18 protein-coding genes are annotated in these 20523 nt (G+C 69.5%); 8 read left to right on the top strand and 10 right to left on the bottom strand.

Going from position 1 to position 20523, the window contains the following annotated elements:
* Positions 1–267: 267 nt before the first annotated feature.
* Together ACFY7C_RS25125 and dapA are read right to left on the bottom strand one after the other, a co-directional pair.
* Positions 268–1953, bottom strand: coding sequence for a ribonuclease J (locus ACFY7C_RS25125; protein ID WP_389654438.1), 1686 nt, complete (start codon positions 1951–1953; stop codon positions 268–270).
* Between the two features lie 120 nt (positions 1954–2073).
* Complete coding sequence (gene dapA, locus ACFY7C_RS25120; protein ID WP_389654436.1) at positions 2074–2973, bottom strand: 4-hydroxy-tetrahydrodipicolinate synthase; 900 nt, start codon at positions 2971–2973, stop codon at positions 2074–2076.
* 334 nt (positions 2974–3307) lie between these two features.
* Here dapA and ACFY7C_RS25115 point away from each other — a divergent pair, with 334 nt between their 5' ends.
* Entirely contained in the window at positions 3308–3547 is a 240-nt protein-coding gene (locus tag ACFY7C_RS25115; RefSeq protein ID WP_389654434.1) for a hypothetical protein, read from the top strand.
* Positions 3548–3600: 53 nt separating this feature from the next.
* Positions 3601–4164 carry a hypothetical protein gene (locus ACFY7C_RS25110; RefSeq protein ID WP_389654433.1) on the top strand — a complete coding sequence of 188 codons (564 nt, stop codon included), beginning with the start codon at positions 3601–3603 and terminating at the stop codon, positions 4162–4164.
* Here ACFY7C_RS25110 and ACFY7C_RS25105 read toward each other — a convergent pair.
* From ACFY7C_RS25105 to eccD, 6 genes are all read right to left on the bottom strand, one after another.
* A complete protein-coding gene (locus ACFY7C_RS25105; protein WP_389654431.1) occupies positions 4161–4613 on the bottom strand; it encodes a hypothetical protein in 453 nt (150 codons plus the stop codon). The two genes, ACFY7C_RS25110 and ACFY7C_RS25105, sit on opposite strands and share 4 nt — an antisense overlap.
* 5 nt (positions 4614–4618) lie before the next feature.
* A complete protein-coding gene (gene dapB, locus ACFY7C_RS25100; protein WP_389654429.1) occupies positions 4619–5371 on the bottom strand; it encodes a 4-hydroxy-tetrahydrodipicolinate reductase in 753 nt (250 codons plus the stop codon).
* Between the two features lie 33 nt (positions 5372–5404).
* The gene (locus ACFY7C_RS25095; protein ID WP_389654427.1) at positions 5405–6784 is read right to left on the bottom strand and encodes a M16 family metallopeptidase; all 1380 of its coding nucleotides are present in this window, start codon (positions 6782–6784) and stop codon (positions 5405–5407) included.
* Positions 6781–8994: a polyribonucleotide nucleotidyltransferase gene (locus ACFY7C_RS25090; protein ID WP_389654425.1), complete on the bottom strand. Its 2214-nt coding sequence runs from the start codon at positions 8992–8994 to the stop codon at positions 6781–6783. The genes ACFY7C_RS25095 and ACFY7C_RS25090 overlap by 4 nt, the downstream gene beginning before the upstream one ends.
* 272 nt (positions 8995–9266) lie before the next feature.
* Positions 9267–9557, bottom strand: a complete 291-nt coding sequence (gene rpsO, locus ACFY7C_RS25085) for a 30S ribosomal protein S15 (RefSeq protein ID WP_128976159.1) — start codon at positions 9555–9557, stop codon at positions 9267–9269.
* A gap of 211 nt (positions 9558–9768) precedes the next feature.
* The gene (gene eccD, locus ACFY7C_RS25080; RefSeq protein WP_389654423.1) at positions 9769–11244 is read right to left on the bottom strand and encodes a type VII secretion integral membrane protein EccD; all 1476 of its coding nucleotides are present in this window, start codon (positions 11242–11244) and stop codon (positions 9769–9771) included.
* A gap of 181 nt (positions 11245–11425) precedes the next feature.
* Here eccD and eccCa point away from each other — a divergent pair, with 181 nt between their 5' ends.
* From eccCa to ACFY7C_RS25050, 6 genes are all read left to right on the top strand, one after another.
* On the top strand, positions 11426–15376 hold the full coding sequence (gene eccCa / locus ACFY7C_RS25075; protein WP_389654421.1) for a type VII secretion protein EccCa: 3951 nt from the start codon (positions 11426–11428) through the stop codon (positions 15374–15376).
* 138 nt (positions 15377–15514) lie between these two features.
* A complete protein-coding gene (locus ACFY7C_RS25070) occupies positions 15515–15952 on the top strand; it encodes a hypothetical protein (protein ID WP_389654419.1) in 438 nt (145 codons plus the stop codon).
* A gap of 11 nt (positions 15953–15963) precedes the next feature.
* Positions 15964–18150: a hypothetical protein gene (locus tag ACFY7C_RS25065; protein WP_389654417.1), complete on the top strand. Its 2187-nt coding sequence runs from the start codon at positions 15964–15966 to the stop codon at positions 18148–18150.
* The gene (locus tag ACFY7C_RS25060; protein ID WP_389654415.1) at positions 18140–18799 is read left to right on the top strand and encodes a hypothetical protein; all 660 of its coding nucleotides are present in this window, start codon (positions 18140–18142) and stop codon (positions 18797–18799) included. The genes ACFY7C_RS25065 and ACFY7C_RS25060 overlap by 11 nt, the downstream gene beginning before the upstream one ends.
* Positions 18796–19452, top strand: coding sequence for a hypothetical protein (locus ACFY7C_RS25055; RefSeq protein WP_389654413.1), 657 nt, complete (start codon positions 18796–18798; stop codon positions 19450–19452). Before ACFY7C_RS25060 ends, ACFY7C_RS25055 begins: the two co-directional genes overlap by 4 nt.
* Positions 19453–19558: 106 nt before the next feature.
* Positions 19559–19792, top strand: coding sequence for a DUF397 domain-containing protein (locus ACFY7C_RS25050; RefSeq protein WP_345485215.1), 234 nt, complete (start codon positions 19559–19561; stop codon positions 19790–19792).
* A 77-nt stretch (positions 19793–19869) separates the two neighbouring features.
* On the opposite strand, the gene ACFY7C_RS25045 is transcribed toward ACFY7C_RS25050, so the two are convergent.
* Positions 19870–20178, bottom strand: coding sequence for a WXG100 family type VII secretion target (locus ACFY7C_RS25045; RefSeq protein ID WP_389654411.1), 309 nt, complete (start codon positions 20176–20178; stop codon positions 19870–19872).
* Positions 20179–20195: 17 nt separating this feature from the next.
* Positions 20196–20522 carry a hypothetical protein gene (locus ACFY7C_RS25040; RefSeq protein ID WP_389654409.1) on the bottom strand — a complete coding sequence of 109 codons (327 nt, stop codon included), beginning with the start codon at positions 20520–20522 and terminating at the stop codon, positions 20196–20198.
* Position 20523 lies beyond the last annotated feature (1 nt).

Genomic DNA, 20523 nt, shown 5'->3' with positions numbered 1-20523 from the left:
GCGCTTCCTTCGTTTCCGACTCTATCAGATCTTTCCGATCCGATTTCCTCGGTGCTTTCCGGGTCCTATTCGACTTTCGTCGTTTCGGGCCCTTCGGCGCGTTCCGACTTTATCAGAACTTCTGAGTCGGATTTCCCGCCTCCCGGTTCACTCTCCTGACACACGGCGGTGCCCGGCGTTTCCCGTTCTGGCGGAGCCGTAAACGTACTGGAGCGGGGCGCCCCGATGCAAATCGAGGCGCCCCGCTCCTGGTGACGGGCCGTCGGGTCAGACCTCCACGACCACCGGGAGGATCATCGGGCGGCGGCGGTAGGTGTCGGAGACCCACTTGCCGACCGTGCGGCGGATCAGCTGCTGGAGCTGGTGCGCCTCGACCACGCCGTCCTGGGCGGACTTGTTCAGGGCCTGGTCGATCTTGGGGAGCACCGCGTCGAAGGCGGAGTCCTCGATGCCGGAGCCCCTGGCGTGGACGTGGGGGCCACCGACGATCTTGCCGGTCGTCGAGTCGACGACGACGTAGACGGAGATGATGCCCTCCTCGCCGAGGATGCGGCGGTCCTTCAGGGAGGTCTCGGTGACGTCGCCGACCGAGAGGCCGTCGACGTACACGTATCCGGCCTGGACCTTGCCGGTGATGCGGGCGCGGCCGTCGACCAGGTCGACGACGACGCCGTCCTCGGCGATGACGATGTGGTCCTTGGGGATACCCGTCATCGCGCCGAGCTCGGCGTTGGCGCGCAGGTGGCGCCATTCGCCGTGGACCGGCATGAGGTTCTTCGGCTTGCAGATGTTGTAGAAGTACAGCAGCTCGCCGGCCGAGGCGTGGCCCGAAACGTGGACCTTGGCGTTGCCCTTGTGGACGACGTTGGCGCCCCAGCGGGTCAGGCCGTTGATCACGCGGTAGACCGCGTTCTCGTTGCCCGGGATGAGCGAGGACGCCAGGATCACCGTGTCGCCGGGGACGATCCGGATCTGGTGGTCGCGGTTGGCCATCCGGGAGAGGGCGGCCATCGGCTCGCCCTGCGAGCCCGTGCAGACCAGCACGATCTCGTCGTCCGGGAGGTCGTCGAGCGTCTTCACGTCGACGACCAGGCCGGCGGGGACCCGCAGGTAGCCGAGGTCGCGGGCGATGCCCATGTTGCGGACCATGGAGCGGCCGACGAAGGCGACCCTGCGGCCGTACTCGTGGGCGGCGTCCAGGATCTGCTGGATGCGGTGCACGTGGCTGGCGAAGCTGGCCACGATGATGCGCTTCTGGGCGTTGGCGAAGACGTTCCGCAGGACGTTGGAGATGTCGCGCTCGTGCGGGGTGAAGCCCGGGACCTCGGCGTTCGTCGAGTCCGTGAGCAGGAGGTCGATGCCCTCCTCGCTCAGGCGCGCGAAGGCGTGCAGGTCGGTGAGGCGGTTGTCCAGCGGCAGCTGGTCCATCTTGAAGTCGCCGGTGTGGACGACCATGCCCGCGGGGGTGCGGATGGCGACGGCCAGGGCGTCGGGGATGGAGTGGTTGACGGCGATGAATTCGCAGTCGAAGGGCCCGAACCGCTCGCGCTGCCCCTCGGACACCTCGAGGGTGTAGGGGCGGATGCGGTGCTCCTGGAGCTTGGCCTCGATGAGGGCGAGGGTCAGCTTGGAGCCGATGAGCGGGATGTCCTGCTTCATACGGAGCAGGTACGGCACGGCACCGATGTGGTCCTCGTGGCCGTGGGTCAGGACGATGCCCTCGATGTCGTCGAGGCGGTCCTGGAGGGTGGTGAAGTCGGGCAGGATCAGGTCGATGCCGGGCTGCTCCTCCTCGGGGAAGAGGACGCCGCAGTCGACGATCAGCAGACGGCCGTCGAATTCGAAGACCGTCATGTTCCGGCCGATCTCACCGAGGCCGCCGAGCGCGGTGACGCGGAGGCCACCCTTGGGCAGCTTCGGCGGGGCGCCGAGTTCAGGATGCGGATGGCTCAAAAGTCTCTCCTCACCACACGCGCCACGTACCGGCTCGGCACGTGGCGCGCATGACAATCGTGCACTTGCTGTTGTTTTCGGTTCTGTTCAGTTACGCGTCTTCTGTTGTGAAGTCCGTTGTCAGATCTGTACCCCGCCGGCGGCCAGATCGACCTTGAGCTGAGCGGTCTCCTGGTCGGAGAGTTCCACGAGCGGCAGGCGCAGGGGGCCGGCCGGGAGGCCCTGGAGGGCGAGGGCGGCCTTGGTGGTGATGACGCCCTGGGTGCGGAACATGCCGGTGAAGACCGGGAGCAGCCGCTGGTGGACCTCGGTGGCCTTCTGGACGTCGCCGGCCAGGTACGCCTCGAGGAGGGCGCGGAGCTCCGGGGTGACGACGTGGCCGACGACGGAGACGAAGCCGCAGGCGCCGACCGAGAGCAGCGGCAGGTTGAGCATGTCGTCGCCGGAGTACCAGGCGAGGCCGGAGCGGGCGATGGCCCAGCTGGCGCGGCCGAGGTCGCCCTTGGCGTCCTTGTTGGCGACGATCCGGGGGTGCTCGGCGAGCCGGACGATGGTCTCGGTGTCGATGGGGACGCCGCTGCGGCCGGGGATGTCGTAGAGCATCACCGGCAGCTCGGTGGCGTCGGCGATGGCCGAGAAGTGCCGGTACAGGCCCTCCTGTGGGGGCTTGTTGTAGTACGGCGTGACGGCGAGCAGGCCGTGTGCGCCGTCGCGCTCGGCGGCGCGCGCGAGTTCGAGGGTGTGGTGGGTGTCGTTGGTTCCGATGCCGGCGACGACGTGGGCGCGGTCGCCGACCGCCTCCAGTACGGCCCGTACGAGCTGCGATTTCTCCGCGTCGGTGGTGGTGGGCGACTCGCCCGTGGTGCCGTTGACGACCAGGCCGTCGTTGCCCGCGTCCACGAGGTGGGCGGCGAGTCGCTGGGCGCCGTCGAGGTCGATTGCGCCGTCCGCCGTGAAGGGCGTGACCATGGCGGTGAGGACCCGCCCGAAGGGGGTCTGCGGAGTGGAGATCGGAGCCATGGGTAACACGCTACTCGCTGCTCAGCGCCGGGGGTCCCCTCGGGGGACGCGATAAGAGGAGCCCGGCACTGCCTGCTCGGGGGTTCAAGCAGTGCCGGGTCCGTTTGATCAGCCTAGATGAACTTCACGAAACGTCGCAATACGGACACTTCGCATCGGAAGTTCGTACATAAGTCCGCTACGGCGTCACACGGCCGTTCTTGGGGAAGGCGACGTGAGGCAGCGGCATGAGCCGATTGGGCCGCTTTGATGAAAAAACGGCACCAAACCCTCGGTTCGATCGTCTGTACCTGTGACCGCACCCCGCACTGTGATCCAAAGGAGAGTGCCCCTGATGTCGCGCCGGCGAGAGGCCGTCCCGTTCGCGTTCGTCGCGGAGTCCGACCGCTTCCGCAGTAACGTCACTCCCCCGCCTCGCGAGCGGGCCACCCCCTCCCAGATCCTCGGCCGTACGCTGATCGGGCTGACCGTCGTCGCCGGTCTCGTCGGCTCACTGGTCTTCGGCATGCCGTCCCTGCAACCCGGTGACGCGAGCGGGCACCAGCAGCAGTCCGAGGCTTCCGAAGGCCGCTGAGGTAGCCTCACCGGGCACAGCCCAGCGAACGTGCTTGTGAGTGAGGATCTGTCGTGCCCCTGCCCTTTCTGACGGCCGACCGTGCTTTTGACACGACCGATGACATCGCGCTGCCGTTCGACGACCACGACCAGTGGCGTCGGCCGTACCGGCCGGGTCCGTGGCGAGTGGGGCTGGCCGCGGTCGCGCTGCTGCTGGCCTCGTTCGTGCTGCTCGCCGCCGTCATCATCGCCGTCGCGGGGTCGTTCGGCGGGGCCCTGTTCACCTTCGGCCTGGCCGCGGTGATCATCTGCGTCGCCCTGCGCCTGCTGCGCATGGGCGTGTGGGTGAGCCGGGCCGGGCTGCGGCACATCGCCTTCTTCGCGACGAGGACCGTGCCGTGGCGGCAGGTCGCCGCCGTACGCACCGTGCAGCAGCCCGTGCGCTGGCTGGGACTCCCCCGCACGGTGCAGGGCCAGGCCCTCGTCCTCGTACGGCCGGACGGTGAGCAGGCTCCCCTGCTCACCGATCACAACGCCGACTTCCTCTCCCGCGTCGAGGCCTTCGACCGCGCCGCGGACACCATCGAGGCGTGGAACGCGGAGTACGCGGACCACACGGCCACCGAAGCCCGCTAGACGCCGGCCGTACGGCCTTCCCGCAGGGTGATCGCGCGCTGCATCGCCTTGCGGGCGCGCGGGGTGTCACGGGCGTCGTGGTAGGCCACCGCGAGCCGGAACCAGCAGCGCCAGTCGTCCGGCGAGTCCTCCGTCTCGGCCTTGCGCCGGGCGAACACCTCGTCGGCAGAGTCGCGGTCGATGCGGCCGCCCGCCGTGCGCTTCAGCTCGTCGACCGGCAGCCCGCCCTCGGCCTCCAGCTCCGCGGCCAGGCGGTTGGCCTTGCGCGCGAAGCGGGTGTTCTTCCACAGGAACCAGCCGCCGACCAGCGGCAGCAGGAACGCCACCGCGCCCATGCCCATGGCCGCCGGCTCACCGGTCAGCAGGAGCAGGACGCCCTCCATCCCCACGACCCCGAAGACGAGGACGAGGACGGTGGCGAGGAAGACGTACGTGATCTTTCCGCCCATGACCGTCAGCCCAGGTCCAGGAAGTGTTCCAGGCCGAAGGTGAGGCCCGGGGCGGTCGTCACGCGGCGGGCGCCCAGGAGGATGCCCGGCATGAAGCTGGAGTGGTGCAGCGAGTCGTGCCGGACGGTGAGGGTCTCGCCCTCCCCGCCGAGCAGCACCTCCTGGTGGGCCAGCAGGCCCCGGAGGCGTACGGCGTGGACGGGCACGCCGTCCACGTCGGCGCCGCGCGCCCCGTCCAGGGCGGTGGTCGTGGCGTCGGGCTGCGGGGCGCAGCCTGCCTTCGACCGGGCCTCGGCGATCAGCTGGGCGGTGCGGGTGGCGGTGCCGGAGGGGGCGTCCACCTTGTTCGGGTGGTGCAGCTCGACGACCTCGACGGACTCGAAGTACGGGGCCGCGATCTGCGCGAACTTCATGGTGAGGACCGCGCCGATGGAGAAGTTCGGAGCGATCAGGACACCGGTCTGCGGGGACTGGTCGAGCCAGCCACTCAGCTGCGCGAGGCGCTCGTCGGTCCAGCCGGTGGTCCCGACGACCGCGTGCATGCCGTGGCGCACGCAGAAGTCGAGGTTGCCCATGACCGAGGCGGGGGTGGTCAGCTCGACGACGACCTGGGCATCCGCCTCGACGAGCGACTCCAGCTTGTCGCCGCGGCCGAGGGCCGCGACCAGTTCCATGTCCTCGGCGGCCTCGACCGCCTTGACCGCCTCCGAGCCGATACGGCCCTGGGCTCCGAGGACCGCCACGCGCAGCTTGCTCATTGCTCTTCCTTAGGGACTGGTGGGGCAGGAGATTCAGGAGACCGCTTGGTGGAGGCGGTCCGCCTGCTTGTCCTTCAGCGGGCCGATCACCGACAGCGAGGGCCGCTGCTCCAGTACATCGCGGGCCACCTCGCGCACCTCGTCGGGGGTGACCTCGGCGATCCTGGCCAGCATGTCGTCGACGGACATCTGGGCGCCCCAGCACAGCTCGCTCTTGCCGATGCGGTTCATCAGCGCGCCGGTGTCCTCCAGGCCGAGGACCGTCGAGCCGGAGAGCTGGCCGATGGCGCGGGCGATCTCCTCGTCGGTCAGTCCGTCGGTGGCGACCTTGTCGAGCTCGTCCCGGCAGATCCGCAGTACGTCGTGGATCTGGCTGGGCCGGCAGCCCGCGTACACGCCGAACAGGCCGCAGTCGGCGAATCCGGAGGTGTACGAGTAGACGCTGTAGGCCAGACCGCGCTTCTCCCGGACCTCCTGGAAGAGGCGGGAGGACATGCCGCCACCGAGGGCGGTGTTCAGCACGCCGAGCGCCCAGCGGCGCTCGTCGGTGCGGGCCAGGCCCGGCATGCCGAGCACCAGGTGGGCCTGCTCGGTCTTGCGGCCGAGCAGCTCGACCTTGCCCGCCGTGCGGATGGTGCGCCGTCCCTCGCGCGGGGCGACCGGGACGGCGTCGGTACGGGTGAGGGCGCCGGCCTTCTCGAAGGCGCGGCGGACCTGGCGTACCACCGTGGCGTGGTCGACGTTGCCGGCGGCGGCGACGACCAGGTGGGTCGGGTCGTAGTGCTTCTTGTAGAAGCGGGCGATCCGGGCCCGGTCGAGGGCGGTGACCGTCTCCACGGTGCCGAGCACCGGGCGGCCCAGCGGGGTGTCGCCGAACATGGTCCGGGCGAACAGGTCGTGGACCACGTCGCCCGGGTCGTCCTCGGTCATCGCGATCTCTTCGAGGATCGCCCCGCGCTCGACGTCGACGTCCTCCTCGAGGATCAGCGAGCCGGTGAGCATGTCGCAGACGACGTCGATCGCCAGCGGCAGGTCGGTGTCCAGGACCCGGGCGTAGTAGCAGGTGTACTCCTTCGCCGTGAAGGCGTTCATCTCGCCGCCGACCGCGTCGATCGCGGCGGAGATGTCGAGGGCGGACCGCTCGCGGGTGCCCTTGAAGAGGAGGTGCTCCAGGTAGTGGGTGGCGCCGTTGAGCGCCGGGGTCTCGTCCCGGGAGCCCACGTGCGCCCAGATGCCGAAGGTGGCGGAGCGCACGGAGGGCAGGGTCTCGGTGACGATGCGGAGGCCGCCGGGGAGGGTGGTGCGCCGGACCGTGCCGATGCCGTCCTTGCCCGGGAGGAGCGTTTGGGTACGGGCGACGGCCCGCCCCTCGGAAGAGGGGCGGGCCGTCGTCGCGGAACTGCGGGACGTCACTGGTCGGTGTCGTCCTTCGTCTCGTCGCCCTCGCCCTCGATCACGGGGATCAGGGAGAGCTTGCCGCGCTGGTCGATCTCGGCGATCTCGACCTGGACCTTGGAGCCGATCGCGAGCACGTCCTCGACGTTCTCCACGCGCTTGCCACCGGCGAGCTTGCGGATCTGCGAGATGTGCAGCAGGCCGTCCTTGCCGGGGAGCAGGGAGACGAAGGCACCGAAGGTGGTGGTCTTCACGACCGTACCCAGGTAGCGCTCGCCGACCTCCGGCATGGTCGGGTTGGCGATGCCGTTGATCGTGGCGCGGGCGGCCTCGGCCTGCGAGCCGACCTGGGCACCGATGTAGATGGTGCCGTCGTCCTCGATCGTGATCTCGGCGCCGGTGTCCTCCTGGATCTGGTTGATCATCTTGCCCTTGGGGCCGATGACCTCACCGATCTTGTCCACCGGGATCTTGACGGTGATGATCCGCGGGGCGTTCGGGGACATCTCGTCCGGGGTGTCGATCGCTTCCATCATCACGTCGAGGATGTGGAGGCGGGCGTCACGGGCCTGCTTCAGGGCCGCGGCCAGGACGGAGGCCGGGATGCCGTCCAGCTTGGTGTCGAGCTGGAGGGCGGTCACGAACTCCTTGGTGCCGGCGACCTTGAAGTCCATGTCGCCGAAGGCGTCCTCCGCACCGAGGATGTCGGTGAGGGCGACGTAGTGCGTCTGGCCGTCGATCTCCTCGGAGATCAGACCCATGGCGATGCCGGCGACGGGGGCCTTCAGCGGCACACCGGCGTTCAGCAGCGACATGGTGGAGGCGCAGACCGAGCCCATGGACGTCGAGCCGTTGGAGCCGAGGGCCTCGGACACCTGACGGATCGCGTACGGGAACTCCTCGCGCGTCGGCAGCACCGGCACGATGGCGCGCTCGGCGAGCGCGCCGTGGCCGATCTCGCGGCGCTTGGGCGAGCCCACGCGGCCGGTCTCGCCGACGGAGTACGGCGGGAAGTTGTAGTTGTGCATGTAGCGCTTGCGGGTCACCGGGGAGAGGGTGTCCAGCTGCTGCTCCATGCGGAGCATGTTGAGGGTGGTGACGCCCAGGATCTGGGTCTCGCCACGCTCGAACAGCGCCGAGCCGTGCACGCGCGGGATGGCCTCGACCTCGGCGGCGAGCGTACGGATGTCCGTGATGCCGCGGCCGTCGATACGGACCTTGTCCTTGATGATCCGCTCGCGGACCAGCTTCTTGGTCAGCGCGCGGTAGGCGCCCGAGATCTCCTTCTCGCGGCCCTCGAAGGCCGGGAGGAGCTTCTCGGCGGCGAGCTCCTTGATGCGGTCGAGCTCGGTCTCGCGCTCCTGCTTGCCGGCGATGGTGAGCGCCTGGGCGAGCTCGCTCTTGACGGCGGCGGTGAGCGCCTCCAGGACGTCGTCCTGGTAGTCGAGGAAGACCGGGAACTCGCCGGTGGGCTTGGCGGCCTTGGCGGCGAGGTCCGACTGCGCCTTGCACAGGACCTTGATGAAGGGCTTCGCGGCCTCGAGGCCGGCGGCCACGATCTCCTCGGTCGGCGCCTCGGCGCCGCCCTTGACGAGCTCGATGGTCTTCTCGGTGGCCTCGGCCTCGACCATCATGATCGCGACGTCGCCGTCCTCCAGGACGCGACCGGCGACGACCATGTCGAAGACGGCGTCCTCGAGCTCGGTGTGCGTCGGGAACGCGACCCACTGGCCCTTGATCAGGGCGACACGGGTGCCGCCGATCGGGCCGGAGAAGGGCAGGCCGGCCAGCTGCGTGGAGCAGGAGGCGGCGTTGATGGCGATCACGTCGTAGAGGTGATCGGGGTTGAGCGCCATGATCGTCTCGACGATCTGGATCTCGTTGCGCAGGCCCTTCTTGAAGGACGGGCGCAGCGGTCGGTCGATCAGGCGGCAGGTGAGGATCGCGTCCTCGGAGGGGCGGCCCTCCCGGCGGAAGAAGGAGCCGGGGATCTTGCCGGCCGCGTACATCCGCTCCTCGACGTCGACCGTCAGGGGGAAGAAGTCGAGCTGGTCCTTGGGCTTCTTCGAGGCCGTGGTGGCCGAGAGGACCATGGTGTCGTCGTCCAGGTAGGCGACGGCGGAGCCGGCGGCCTGCTTGGCGAGGCGGCCGGTCTCGAAGCGGATGGTGCGGGTGCCGAAGGTGCCGTTGTCGATGACGGCCTCGGCGTAGTGGGTCTCGTTCTCCACTAGCGGTTTCTCCTACGTTTGCGTCTTTGCGCCCCGTGCCCGTATGGCTCGGGGCGGTGCGGGAGAAGCGCTGTCGTGGCGGGGCCGGTCTTCGATCGAAGCACCCGGGGACGATGCCCGGGGGCCACTACCGAGGACCGGCGGCGTGCCGGCTGCTTCTCGCGCGTTGGTGTGGCGTTGTGTGACCAGACTAAATGCCGGTGGGTACTTCGCGCACGTACAGCAAAGGGAGCGGCCCCCTGAAAGTGGGAACCGCTCCCTTCACGGCGTCTTTACTTGGCGCCGCCGGCCGCACCGCGGCGGATGCCGAGGCGGTCGACCAGCGTACGGAAGCGCTGGATGTCCTTCTTGGCCAGGTACTGCAGCAGGCGGCGGCGCTGGCCGACCAGGATCAGCAGACCACGACGGGAGTGGTGGTCGTGCTTGTGGGTCTTGAGGTGCTCGGTCAGGTCCGAGATGCGGCGGGACAGCATCGCGACCTGGACCTCGGGGGAGCCGGTGTCGCCCTCCTTGGTGCCGAACTCGGCCATGATCTGCTTCTTGACGGCGGCGTCGAGAGCCACGCGGATCTCCTCTGGTTCGTGCGCCCACGAGTGCCCCTGGTCTTGGTCTCAGGGGAAACTTCCGTGACTCGGGAGCGAAGGTCCGATGAGCGCTGCTCCCCGATCACGGAGGTCCGTGGCTTTCCGGGAGCGCGTACACAAACGGCCGTCACACAGCGTACCAGCTCGCGGCTACGCCCCGGACGGGAGCCCCGGCCGCCCGGCCCGCCGCTCAGCCGGTCAGGGAGCGGGCCCGCATGAAGACGTCCAGGACGGCGAGGCAGAGCGGGACCAGGGAGAGCAGGACGAAGCCCTCGGTGAGGTCGAGCAGCCGGCCCCAGAAGGGGGAGAGGCCCTTGCGCGGGATGATCAGGCCGATTGCGGTGACCAGCGCGGCGCCGGCGGCGACGGCCGCGGACAGCCAGATCGTACGGATGTCCAGGCCGCCGCGGTCGCCGTAGATGAGCAGGTCCTTGACCAGGTCGACCGGCGGGTTGAGGGAGAGGCCGAGGACCAGCAGGGCGATGGCGGCGAGGCCGGCCACCAGGACGCAGGTGACCTGGGCGGTGTAGCGGAAGAGCCGGGCCCGCAGCAGCATCGCGAGGCCGGCGGCCAGGGCGAGGAGCTGGCCCCACACGTTCCCGGCGAAGCCGAGGACGGCGCAGGAGCCGACGACGACCGCCGCGCAGCCGCCGACCAGGCCGAGCAGCATCTCGTGACCTCGGCGGGCCTGCAGGGCGATGCGCTCGCCGTCGACCGGCTGGGCCTGCTCGTGGGACGGCTGGTGCGGGTCGCCGAGGAACTCGTCGTCGGCGGCGCTGCGCGGGGAGGCGTAGCCGATGGGCAGGCGCGCGAAGCGGGCGGAGAGGCCGGGCAGGAAGGCGACCAGGCCGATGGCGACCGGCACGCAGACCGAGGCGGTCTGGGTGGCGGACGCCTCGGTGAGGATGGCGACGAACGTGGCGAGGGTGCCGACGGCGGCCAGGAAGGTCGCGGCGACGAAGGGGGCGTCGCCGCTCGGGGTGAGCGCGACGAGGGCGACCGAGACGACCAGGACGGTGACGCAGCCCAGCAGGAACTGGAGCCGGCCGGGGCCCTGGCCCGCGTCGGGGGCGATGATCCCGGACCCGGCAATCAGCAGCAGCGGCAGTGCGCCGAGACCGAGGGCGACGGCGGTGGCCCGGTCGCCGTAGACGCGGGCGCGGACGCCGGCGAAGGCGGTCAGCAGCACGCCGGCCGCGCCGGCGATGATGCCGGGCAGGCTGTGCATGTCGTGGCGGACCGGGTCGGCGAACCAGAGCACGAAGCCCATGAGGACGAGGAGCAGGACGCCGCCGACGAGTCCGGCGCCGCGCAGCAGTTCGTCGCTCCACAGGTGCCGGTCGCGGGTGACGGCGGAGGCGACGGCGTCGGAGACGTCGTCGTAGACGGCCGGCGGCAGGGACTGCGCGAAGGGGCGCAGCGAGAGCACCTCGCCGTCGAGGACCTGCTGGGCGGCGAGGGTGCGGGCGCCGTCGAGGACCGAACCGTCGCGGCGGACCAGGTGGTAGCCGGTGGGGGCGCCGGCCGGCTGGGTCTGGCCGGTGAGCCGAAGGATCTCCGGGTAGACGTCGGCGACGGCGATGTCCTCGGGGAGTGCGACGTCGATGCGGCTGTCCGGCGCCACGACGGTGACGCGGCAGAAACCGGTCGCTGCGGTCGTACTCACGTGTCTGGACCCCCTGATTCGCGGTTGCGCACGATGCCGGGCCACCCTACCGGGCACCGGTGTCAGTCGCTGCAAGTAGGATCCTGGTCGTCTCGGGGGTCCGCATTGCACACAGCCGACGGGGGCGCCGGTGCGGAAGTTCCCTCCACGAGCCCGCCCGTAACGAGGGATTGATGCGCCGGTGAGCCAGATCGTCGTCAAACGCCCGCCGAGGTCCCTTCCTCCGGAAGTACCCAGTGAGGAACTGGTCCTGGAGTCTCCGCCGGAACTGCCGCGGGGACAGCAGGAGTCGGCCCTGATGCAGCTCCTGCCGATGCTCGGCATGGGCTCCTCGGTGGTGTTCTTCTTCATGACGCCGTCGCCGATCATGCGGATCATGGGCACGCTGATGCTGGCGTCGACGGTCGGCATGGCGATCGCCCAGTTCGTGAGATTCCGCCGGGGGTCGCAGGGGCAAATGGCCGATGTCCGGCGGGACTACCTCAAATACCTCGCCCAGACCCGGCGTACGGTGCGGCGCACCGCGCGCAGGCAGCGGGACGCGCAGCTGTATCTGCACCCGTCGCCCGAGCAGTTGTGGTCGGTGGTCGCGGAGGGTTCGCGGGTCTGGGAGCGCCGGGTCGGCGACAGCGACTTCGCGCAGGCGCGGATCGGGCTCGGCGCCCAGCAGTTGGCGACGCCGCTCGTGGCGCCGGAGACGGCGCCGGTCGACGAGCTGGAGCCGCTGTGCGCGGGCGCGATGCAGCAGTTCCTCGCGGTGCACGGAACGCTGGACGGGCTGCCGATGGCGGTCTCGCTGCGGGCCTTCTACCACGTGACGGTCTCCGGTGACCCGGAGTCGGCGCAGTCCGCGGCGCGCGGTCTGGTGGCGCAGCTGGTGACCCTGCACTCCCCCGACGACCTGATGCTGGCCGTGGTGGCGGCGCGGGGCGCGCAGGAGCGCTGGGACTGGACGAAGTGGCTGCCGCACACGCAGGTGCCGGGCACCGTCGACGGGGCGGGCACCAAGCGGCTCTTCGGGGACGACCTGGGCGAGCTCGAGCAGCTGATCCGTTCGAAGCTGGACGGCCGGCCGCGGTTCAGCCGGGAGAACCAGCCGGTCCTGGACCAGCCGCATGTGGTGGTGATCCTGGACGGCGGGATGGTGCCGCCGGACTCGCTGTTCGCGGCGGCCGAGGGCCTGCAGGGCGTGACCATCGTCGAGGTGGTCTCCGGCGAGCTGGACGAGCCGCGCGGCGGTCTGTCCGTGGTCGTACGGCCGGGGCGGCTGCGCCTGGAGGCCGGCGGCGGTTTCGCGTACGAGGGCGTGCCGGACGTCATGTCGCCGCAGGCGGCGGAGGCGCTGGCCCGGCAGCTGGCGCCGCTGCGGATGGGCGGCGGGGACGACGACGAGCCGCTGCTCGCCAACCTGGACTTCACGGATCTGCTGAACCTGGGCGACGCGGCGTCGGTGGACGTGGCGCGCACCTGGCGGCCGCGGTCGGTGGCGGAGCGGCTGCGGGTGCCGATCGGTGTCGGCGAGGACGGCCAGCCGGTCATGCTCGACCTGAAGGAGGCCGCGCAGGAGGGCATGGGCCCGCACGGTCTGTGCGTGGGTGCGACGGGTTCCGGTAAGTCGGAGCTGCTGCGCACGCTGGTCCTCGGCCTCGCGGTGACGCACTCCTCGGAGACGCTGAACTTCGTCCTCGCGGACTTCAAGGGCGGCGCGACCTTCGCGGGCATGTCGCAGATGCCGCACGTGGCGGCCGTCATCACCAACCTCTCGGACGACCTGACGCTGGTCGACCGCATGGGTGACGCGATCCGCGGCGAGCTGCAGCGGCGCCAGGAGCTGCTGCGTTCGGCGGGCAACTACGCCAACATCCACGACTACGAGAAGGCGCGGGCGGCGGGTGCGCCCCTGGAGCCGCTGGCCTCGCTCGTGCTGGTCATCGACGAGTTCAGCGAGCTGCTCACGGCCAAGCCGGACTTCATCGACATGTTCATCCAGATCGGCCGCATCGGCCGCTCCCTGGGTGTGCACCTGCTGCTGGCCTCGCAGCGCCTGGAGGAGGGCAAGCTGCGCGGCCTGGACACCTACCTGTCGTACCGGATCGGTCTGCGGACCTTCTCGGCGGCCGAGTCGCGCACGGCGATCGGTGTGCCGGACGCGTACCACCTGCCGTCGGTGCCGGGTTCGGGCTATCTGAAGTTCGGTACGGACGAGATGACCCGCTTCAAGGCGGCGTACGTCTCGGGCACCTACCGCACGGGCGGTCCGCGCCTGGAGGCCGGGCAGCTGCCGATCGAGCGGCGGCCCGCGCTGTTCACGGCCTCGCAGGTGCCGGTGGTGTACGCGGCGCCGGACCCGGCGTACCTGACGGCGCAGCGGGCCGAGGAGGACGACGCGCTCGCGGACACCGTCCTCGACGTGATCGTGCGCCGGCTGGAGGGCCAGGGCGTGCCCGCCCACCAGGTGTGGCTGCCGCCGCTCGACCAGGCGCCGTCGCTCGACCAGCTGCTGCCGGGTCTCGCGCAGACCGCGGACCGGGGCCTCACGGCGACGGAGTACACGCGTCCGGGCGGCCTGACGGTCCCGCTCGGCCTGATCGACAAGCCGTTCGAGCAGCGGCGCGAGGTGCTGTACCGGGACTTCTCGGGCGCGGCGGGCCACATGATGGTGGTCGGCGGTCCGCAGTCCGGCAAGTCGACGCTGATGCGGACGCTGATCTCGTCGTTCGCGCTCACCCACACGCCGGCCGAGGTGCAGTTCTACTGCCTGGACTTCGGTGGCGGCGGCATGTCCTCGCTCGCCGACCTGCCGCACGTCGGCGGGGTGGCGTCCCGGCTCGACCCGGAGCGGGTGCGGCGGACGGTCGCCGAGGTGCTCGGCGTGCTCAACCGGCGCGAGGAGTTCTTCCGTTCGCAGAACATCGACTCCATCGCCACCTACCGGCGCAAGCGGGCGGCGGGCGAGCTGCCGAACGAGGCCTGGGGCGACGTGTTCCTGGTCATCGACGGCTGGGGCGGTTTCCGCAACGAGTACGAGGGCCTGGAGTCCCTGGTCGCCGACCTCGCGGCGCGCGGCCTCGGCTACGGCATCCACGTCGTGATCACCGCGGCCCGTTACATGGAGGTCCGTGCGGCGCTCAAGGACCAGATGCTGGGGCGTCTGGAGCTGCGGCTCGGTGACGTCATGGACTCCGAGTTCGACCGCAAGGTCGCGGCGAACGTGCCGACGGGCGTGCCGGGACGCGGCCAGGTCCCGGAGAAGCTGCACTTCATGGGCGCGCTGCCGAGGATCGACGGGTCGAGCTCGGCGCACGACCTCGCGGCGGGCACGGCGGCCTTCGTCGAGGCCGTGCGCGGCGCCTGGCACGGACCGGCGACGCCGCCGGTGCGCCTGCTGCCGCACAAGCTGCCGGCCGACCGGCTGCCGAAGGGCTTCGAGTTCCCGCAGCACGGCATCGCGATCGGCATCGACGAGACGCGGCTCGAGCCGGTCTTCGTCAACTTCGACACCGACCCGTTCTTCCTCATCTTCGGCGAGAGCGAGTCCGGCAAGACGAACCTGCTGCGCCTGATCGCCAAGCAGATCGGCGAGCGCTACTCCCCCGACGAGGCGAAGCTCGTGGTGGGCGACTACCGCCGTGCGCTGCTCGGCAGCCTGCCGGAGGAGCACCTGCTGGAGTACGCGCCGATGGCGAGCTCCATGCAGATGCACATGGAGGCGCTCTCGGGCGTCTTCGCGCGCCGCCAGCCGCCGCAGGACGTGACGCCGCAGCAGCTGCGGGACCGCAGCTGGTGGTCGGGTCCGCAGGTCTTCATCATCGTCGACGACTACGACCTGGTGGCCACGAGCGCCGGGAACCCGCTGGCCCCGCTGGCGGAGTACCTGCCGTTCGCCCGGGACACCGGCGTGCGCTTCATCATCGCGCGCAACAGCGCGGGCGCCTCGCGCTCGATGTACGAGGCGTTCATGCAGCGCATCAAGGAGCTGGGCGCCCAGGGCGTGGTCCTGTCGGGCGACCCCTCGGAGGGCGACCTGCTCGGCAACGCGCGGCCGCGGCCGATGCCGCCGGGCCGCGGGTACTTCGTGTCGCGGCGCGGGGCGACTTCGCTGGTGCAGACGGGCCGAATGCCGGAAAGGTAAGGCTCGTGACGTACGGACCGGCTTCGCCACCGTCGTGGCGGAACCGGTCCGTACGGTCCGTACACGTCGTTGGACGTGAGCACTTCAGAAATGCAAACATCGCCGTATCCCAGCCCAAGGCCAGCCAAGGGGGAATCCGTGTCGTTCGACGACGAGTGGGCACAGCAGAAGAGCACCGTCATGGAGCGTCAGGCGACGAGCATGCAGCTCAACCAGCTGCCCGCCGACCCGGGCGGGGGTGGCGGCGGGGGCGGACAGCCGGATCTCGCGACGTCGCCGGCCAAGAAGAAGGCCGCCGCCAACACCATCGAGACCCAGATCCAGCCGGACCTGAAGTCCGCCGCGGACGCGGCCGACGAGGGCACCAACGGCGCTGTCGCCGAGTTCAAGGGCTGGGAGACGGCGAGCGGCCTGAAGAAGGCCCACGAGCACTGGGACAGCCAGGTGAAGCGTCTGAACGCGCGCCTCGAATCGGAGAAGAGCTCGTTGCGGAACACCTCGACGCTCTTCCAGAACAACGACCTGACGACGGGGTACAGCTTCGCCCCGACGCAGTCCAAGGTCTCGGGAATCTAGGGGGAATCGCGATGCCGACGTACCAGGAGATCATGCAGACCGACCTGGGCAAGCTGAGCACCGCCGCCGACGGCTGGAAGAGCATGGCGGAGAAGCTCAAGAAGGTCGAGGACCTCTACGAGAAGGAGGTCCAGAGCGTCGCCACCAAGAACCCGCTGTGGACCGGCCAGGCCCAGCAGTTCAGCGCGCAGAACTTCCAGATAACGCGCAACGAGCTCGACGCGTCTCAGAAGGAGGCGCTCGCGATGGAGTCGCTGCTCCGCGACGCGCACGGCACCTTCACCGAGCTCAAGGGCCGGGTCAAGGCGGCGGTCGACGAGGCGATAGCGGCCGGCATGAAGGTCTCCGAGTCCGGCAGCGCGAGCTACGACTTCAGCAAGGTCAGCGCCAAGGAGGCGTACACCATCCGCCACGACCCGGATCTGCGGGAAGTGGAGATGTCCTACACGCGCAAGATCAACGACGCGGTGAAGGCGGTCACCGACTTCGACGCCGACGTCAAGGTCGCCCTCCTCAACGCCTCCGGCGCCGACGGCACCGCCCCGTTCGGCTTCAACTCCAAGCCGGTCAACGACGTCGAGGCCGTGGAGGCGCTCGCCCTGTCGGAGAAGGTCCGCGAGGGCAAGGCGTCGAAGGAGGAGCTGGAGCACTACCGCGACCTGCTGAAGCAGAACTCCGACGACAAGCACTTCAGCGAGGCGTATCTGAACGGCCTCGGCGCCAAGGACACTCTGACGATCGCGGACCGCATGAACCTGGCGGCGAACGAGCGGGGCATCCCGGCCGACCAGAAGAAGCTGTACGAGTCGATCCAGGCGGGCCTGGCGGACACGATCGCCTCGGGCACGAAGGACCCGAACAGCTATGCGTACCGGCCGTTCGTGGACGGGCTGAAGGAGTTCGGCGACAAGAACGTCACCAAGGACACCGGCCCCTTCGGCGACAACGTCCCGACCCAGGGATACCAGGTCCTGGTCACCCTCATGAGCCAGGGCAACCCGGACGGGTACGGCAAGGAGTTCCTCAACGAGCTCGGTCACGACATGATCGAGATCGAGAAGAAGGAACCCAACCAGTGGCAGCACTTCCGGGACGTCCACCGTCCCAACATCGCCGCCGACCCGCTGGACGGCCTGCTCAACATCATGAGCAAGGACCCGGCGGACGCCGAGTACTTCCTCGACCCGAAGGCCCCGGGCAACGAGAACGACCACCTGAAGTTCCTCCTCACGGACCGGGAGTGGCCGAAGGAGGGGATGAACAACATCTACGGGCCTCCCCAGTTCATGGACGACCCCTCCAAGGCCACGGGCCTCGGCGCGGCGATCCAGGCGGCGGCGACGGGCCAGGAGCCGGGCTCGAAGCCGGGCGAGGTGGGGGCGCACACGGAGGGGCAGGCGCGGGTGATGCACCATGCCGTGAAGTACCTCGACAGCGAGATGAACGGCGACAAGTTCCCCGAGAACCTCACGAACATCCAGAAGCCGATGGCACACGCGCTCGCGGACTACGTCGCCGACACCCACGTCGTGCTCGGCGGCCAGGAGGCGAAGTACGGCGGCATCAACGGCAACGACGACATCACAGGGTCCGGGGACAACGCGCACATCGCGGTGGGCCAGGGCAGCCTGGTCCGCGTCATGCGTGGTATCTCGGACGACAGTGAGGCCTACGCCCTGCTGTACGAGGCGGAGCGCCACTACGCGGCGGGCGAGCTCGCTTCGGCCCCCCCGTACAACGGGGACAAGACGCACGGGTCGAGCGCCGAGTGGAACGACCGTGGCCGAGACATCGGCGCGGCGATGGGCGCGCTCAACGGCATCGGCGCCGACGTCTATCGCGACAAGACGAACGACAAGGTCGAATGGGCCGAGGACACCGCCGAGTACTCCGCGAACGGCGTCAACAGCGTGGTCGGCGAGATTCCCATCGCGGGCTCGGCAGCCGGCGCCATCGTGGACACCATCAAGTACGACTGGGTCAAGGACGTCACCGACGCGGCCGAGGAGCAGGGCAAGAAGGACGCGAGCAGCAACTACGCCAGGGGCATGGAGGGCACCAACCGCATCTTCGACGCCTGGGGAGAGAAGAATGGCATCTACGGTGACGGTGCCTGGAAGGAAGCCAAGAACAGTGCCAATGACGGCTATGACGCCGGGCGAAACGCGGCGACGGCTCACCTGCAGCATGGCTCGTAAGCTGCGGACCTGGCCCGCGGTCCTGGCCGCCACCGCCCTGGCGGCAACGGCGTGCTCCGCCGGAGACTCCTCCTCCCAGGTGGAGGGCATGTGCGGTCATCCCGCCGACTCCCCGGCCGGTAAGTCGCTGCGCGAGGTGCTCGGCACGGACGACTTCAGGACCGACGTCCTCCGGTCGGATCAATCCTTCGTGAAGGAGTTCAGGAAGGACCTGAAGGAGTGGACGGGCTACGCCGGCAACTCGACCTCGCCCTCCTTCCTGTGCAGGTACGTGCCCGAGGACAGCAAGGGGCACCTCCTGATCGGCTTCGCGTGGTCTCCCGCCGACACACCCTCGAAGGAGCGGACGCAGGGCAGGAAGCTCTACGACGTGAACGCGACCCCGGGGTCGGTCTCCGACGGCGGCGCCACGCTGTACGTGAAGTGCGATCTGACGGGTGAGCTGAGCGGTCAGGCCCGCAAGGCCGTACTCCGCGCCGACGCGAACTTCCCGCTCAAGGGCAAGGAACCGGACGAGGCAGCGACCACCCAGCGGCTCTCCTTCCTGTACCTGATGACCCGCGAGGTGACGGAAAGCCTCGGCTGTCAGAACAAGCCGCTGGCGAAGGACCCCGTCGTCAAGCCCCTCACCGAAAGCACACCGTCATGATCCGCGCGAAGCACATCGTCCTGGGCGCCACGAGCGCCGTCCTCCTCGGCTCGCTGGTCGGGTGTGGGGGCGGCGGGGCCGAGGCAGGTGGGTCCCTTTCCGTCGACCGGCTCGTCCAGGTCGCGGAGGAGGTCGGTAGGGACGGGGCCGACACGTGCCCCCTGCCGTACGACACCGGTAAGGCGGCGGAGGCGGCCAAGGTCGACGCCTCCGTCGAGCCGGGCACGGCGGACGCGGAGCCGAACGAGCCGACGGCGACCGCCGAGGGCGGTAAGACGACGGATCCGCAGTCGGCGTTCGCGGGCAAGGGCGGTGCGTGGATCACGTGCTCGTACCACGTGGGCGGGGACGATCTGGTGGTCCACACCGTCGGTACGGAAGCGGGGAACGCGGTCAACGTCCTGCTGCCCACCACGCAGCAGGCCGCAGGCATGAGCGCCGACGAGGTCAAGGCCTACTACGAGAAGGCCGACAAGGCGAAGCCCGGAGAAGCGGTGCCGAGCCCGGGCGGGAACGTCGTCACCGTATCGCTCGATTCCGGCGGCAAGGGCGACGTCGCCCTGCTGCTGACCGTCGGCGAGGACGACAAGAGCGCGCTGAAGCCGGAGCAGGTCCTGCAGCTCGCGCGGACCTTTGCCGCTCAGGCCGAGTGAACCGGCGGTGCCGATTCCGGGGTCCGGCTGACAGCCGGACCCCGCGGCACCCATGATTGACCTGCAACGACGCGCGTTCCACCGCTGTACGAAGGAGCAGAGCCAGATGGGCACTCAGCAGGAGAAGGACGAGCTGTACGCGCTCGACATCAGCGGCGTCGAGTGGCAGGGCGCTCCGGGAACGAGCCCCGACGAGGAGCGCGTGGAGATCGCCCACCTGCCGGGCGGCGCCGTCGCGATGCGGTCCTCCCTCGACCACGACACCGTGCTGCGGTACACGAAGGCCGAGTGGGACGCGTTCGTCCTGGGTGCGAAGGACGGGGAGTTCGACCTCCAGTAGCCGTCGGAGAGACAAACGGAAGGGGCCCGCTCCGGGTGGAGCGGGCCCCTTCTCGTGGACCGGACGGTCCGAGTGGATCAGTACGACTCGGTGAACAGGCGCGAGGCCTTGACGTCCGTGGAGCGGTAGCTGTCCTTGCCCTGCTCGACGATCTTCGCCGTCTGCTCGAGGCGGTTCTTCATGTCCTCGGCGCGCTTCTTGTACTTGCCCTGGAGGATCTCGTACTCGCGGTGCGCGTCACCGTCCCAGGTGTCCGTGACGACGCGAAGCGCGGCGTCCATCTCCTGGATGTCCTTGACGATGTTCTGCGAGACGGTACGGATGCGGTTCGCCATCTCCTGAACGCTCTCGTACCGGACCTTGGTCCCTGCGTTGTCGGCAGACATGGTGCTCCCCCTTTACGTCAGATGTTGTTGAGCGACGAGTTGTTGACGGCGGCGAAGGTGGCACGCACCTCGTCGTCGTTGGCGTTGCTGAGGTTCTTCGTCTCGCCGACGGCGTTCAGGAGAACGTTCAGCAGGCGACGGATGACGTCGTGGTCCTCGTTGAGGAGCGTCTGGGCCTGCTTGAAGCCCACCGCACCCACACCGGTCCAGCCGGCGCTGCAGGTCTCGAGGATGTTGGCGAGCTCACGGGCCTGCTTGGTGACGGCGTCACCGGTCTCCATGATCTTGTTCTTCGCCTGGACGATCGGATCGTCTGCGAGTCCGAACCCACCCGGAGTGCTCATT

This window comes from Streptomyces sp. NPDC012769, from assembly GCF_042901205.1.
Lineage (GTDB): Bacteria > Actinomycetota > Actinomycetes > Streptomycetales > Streptomycetaceae > Streptomyces.
The sequence above is the reverse complement of the archived record's forward strand: the minus strand, read 5'-3'. Positions and strand labels throughout refer to the sequence as shown.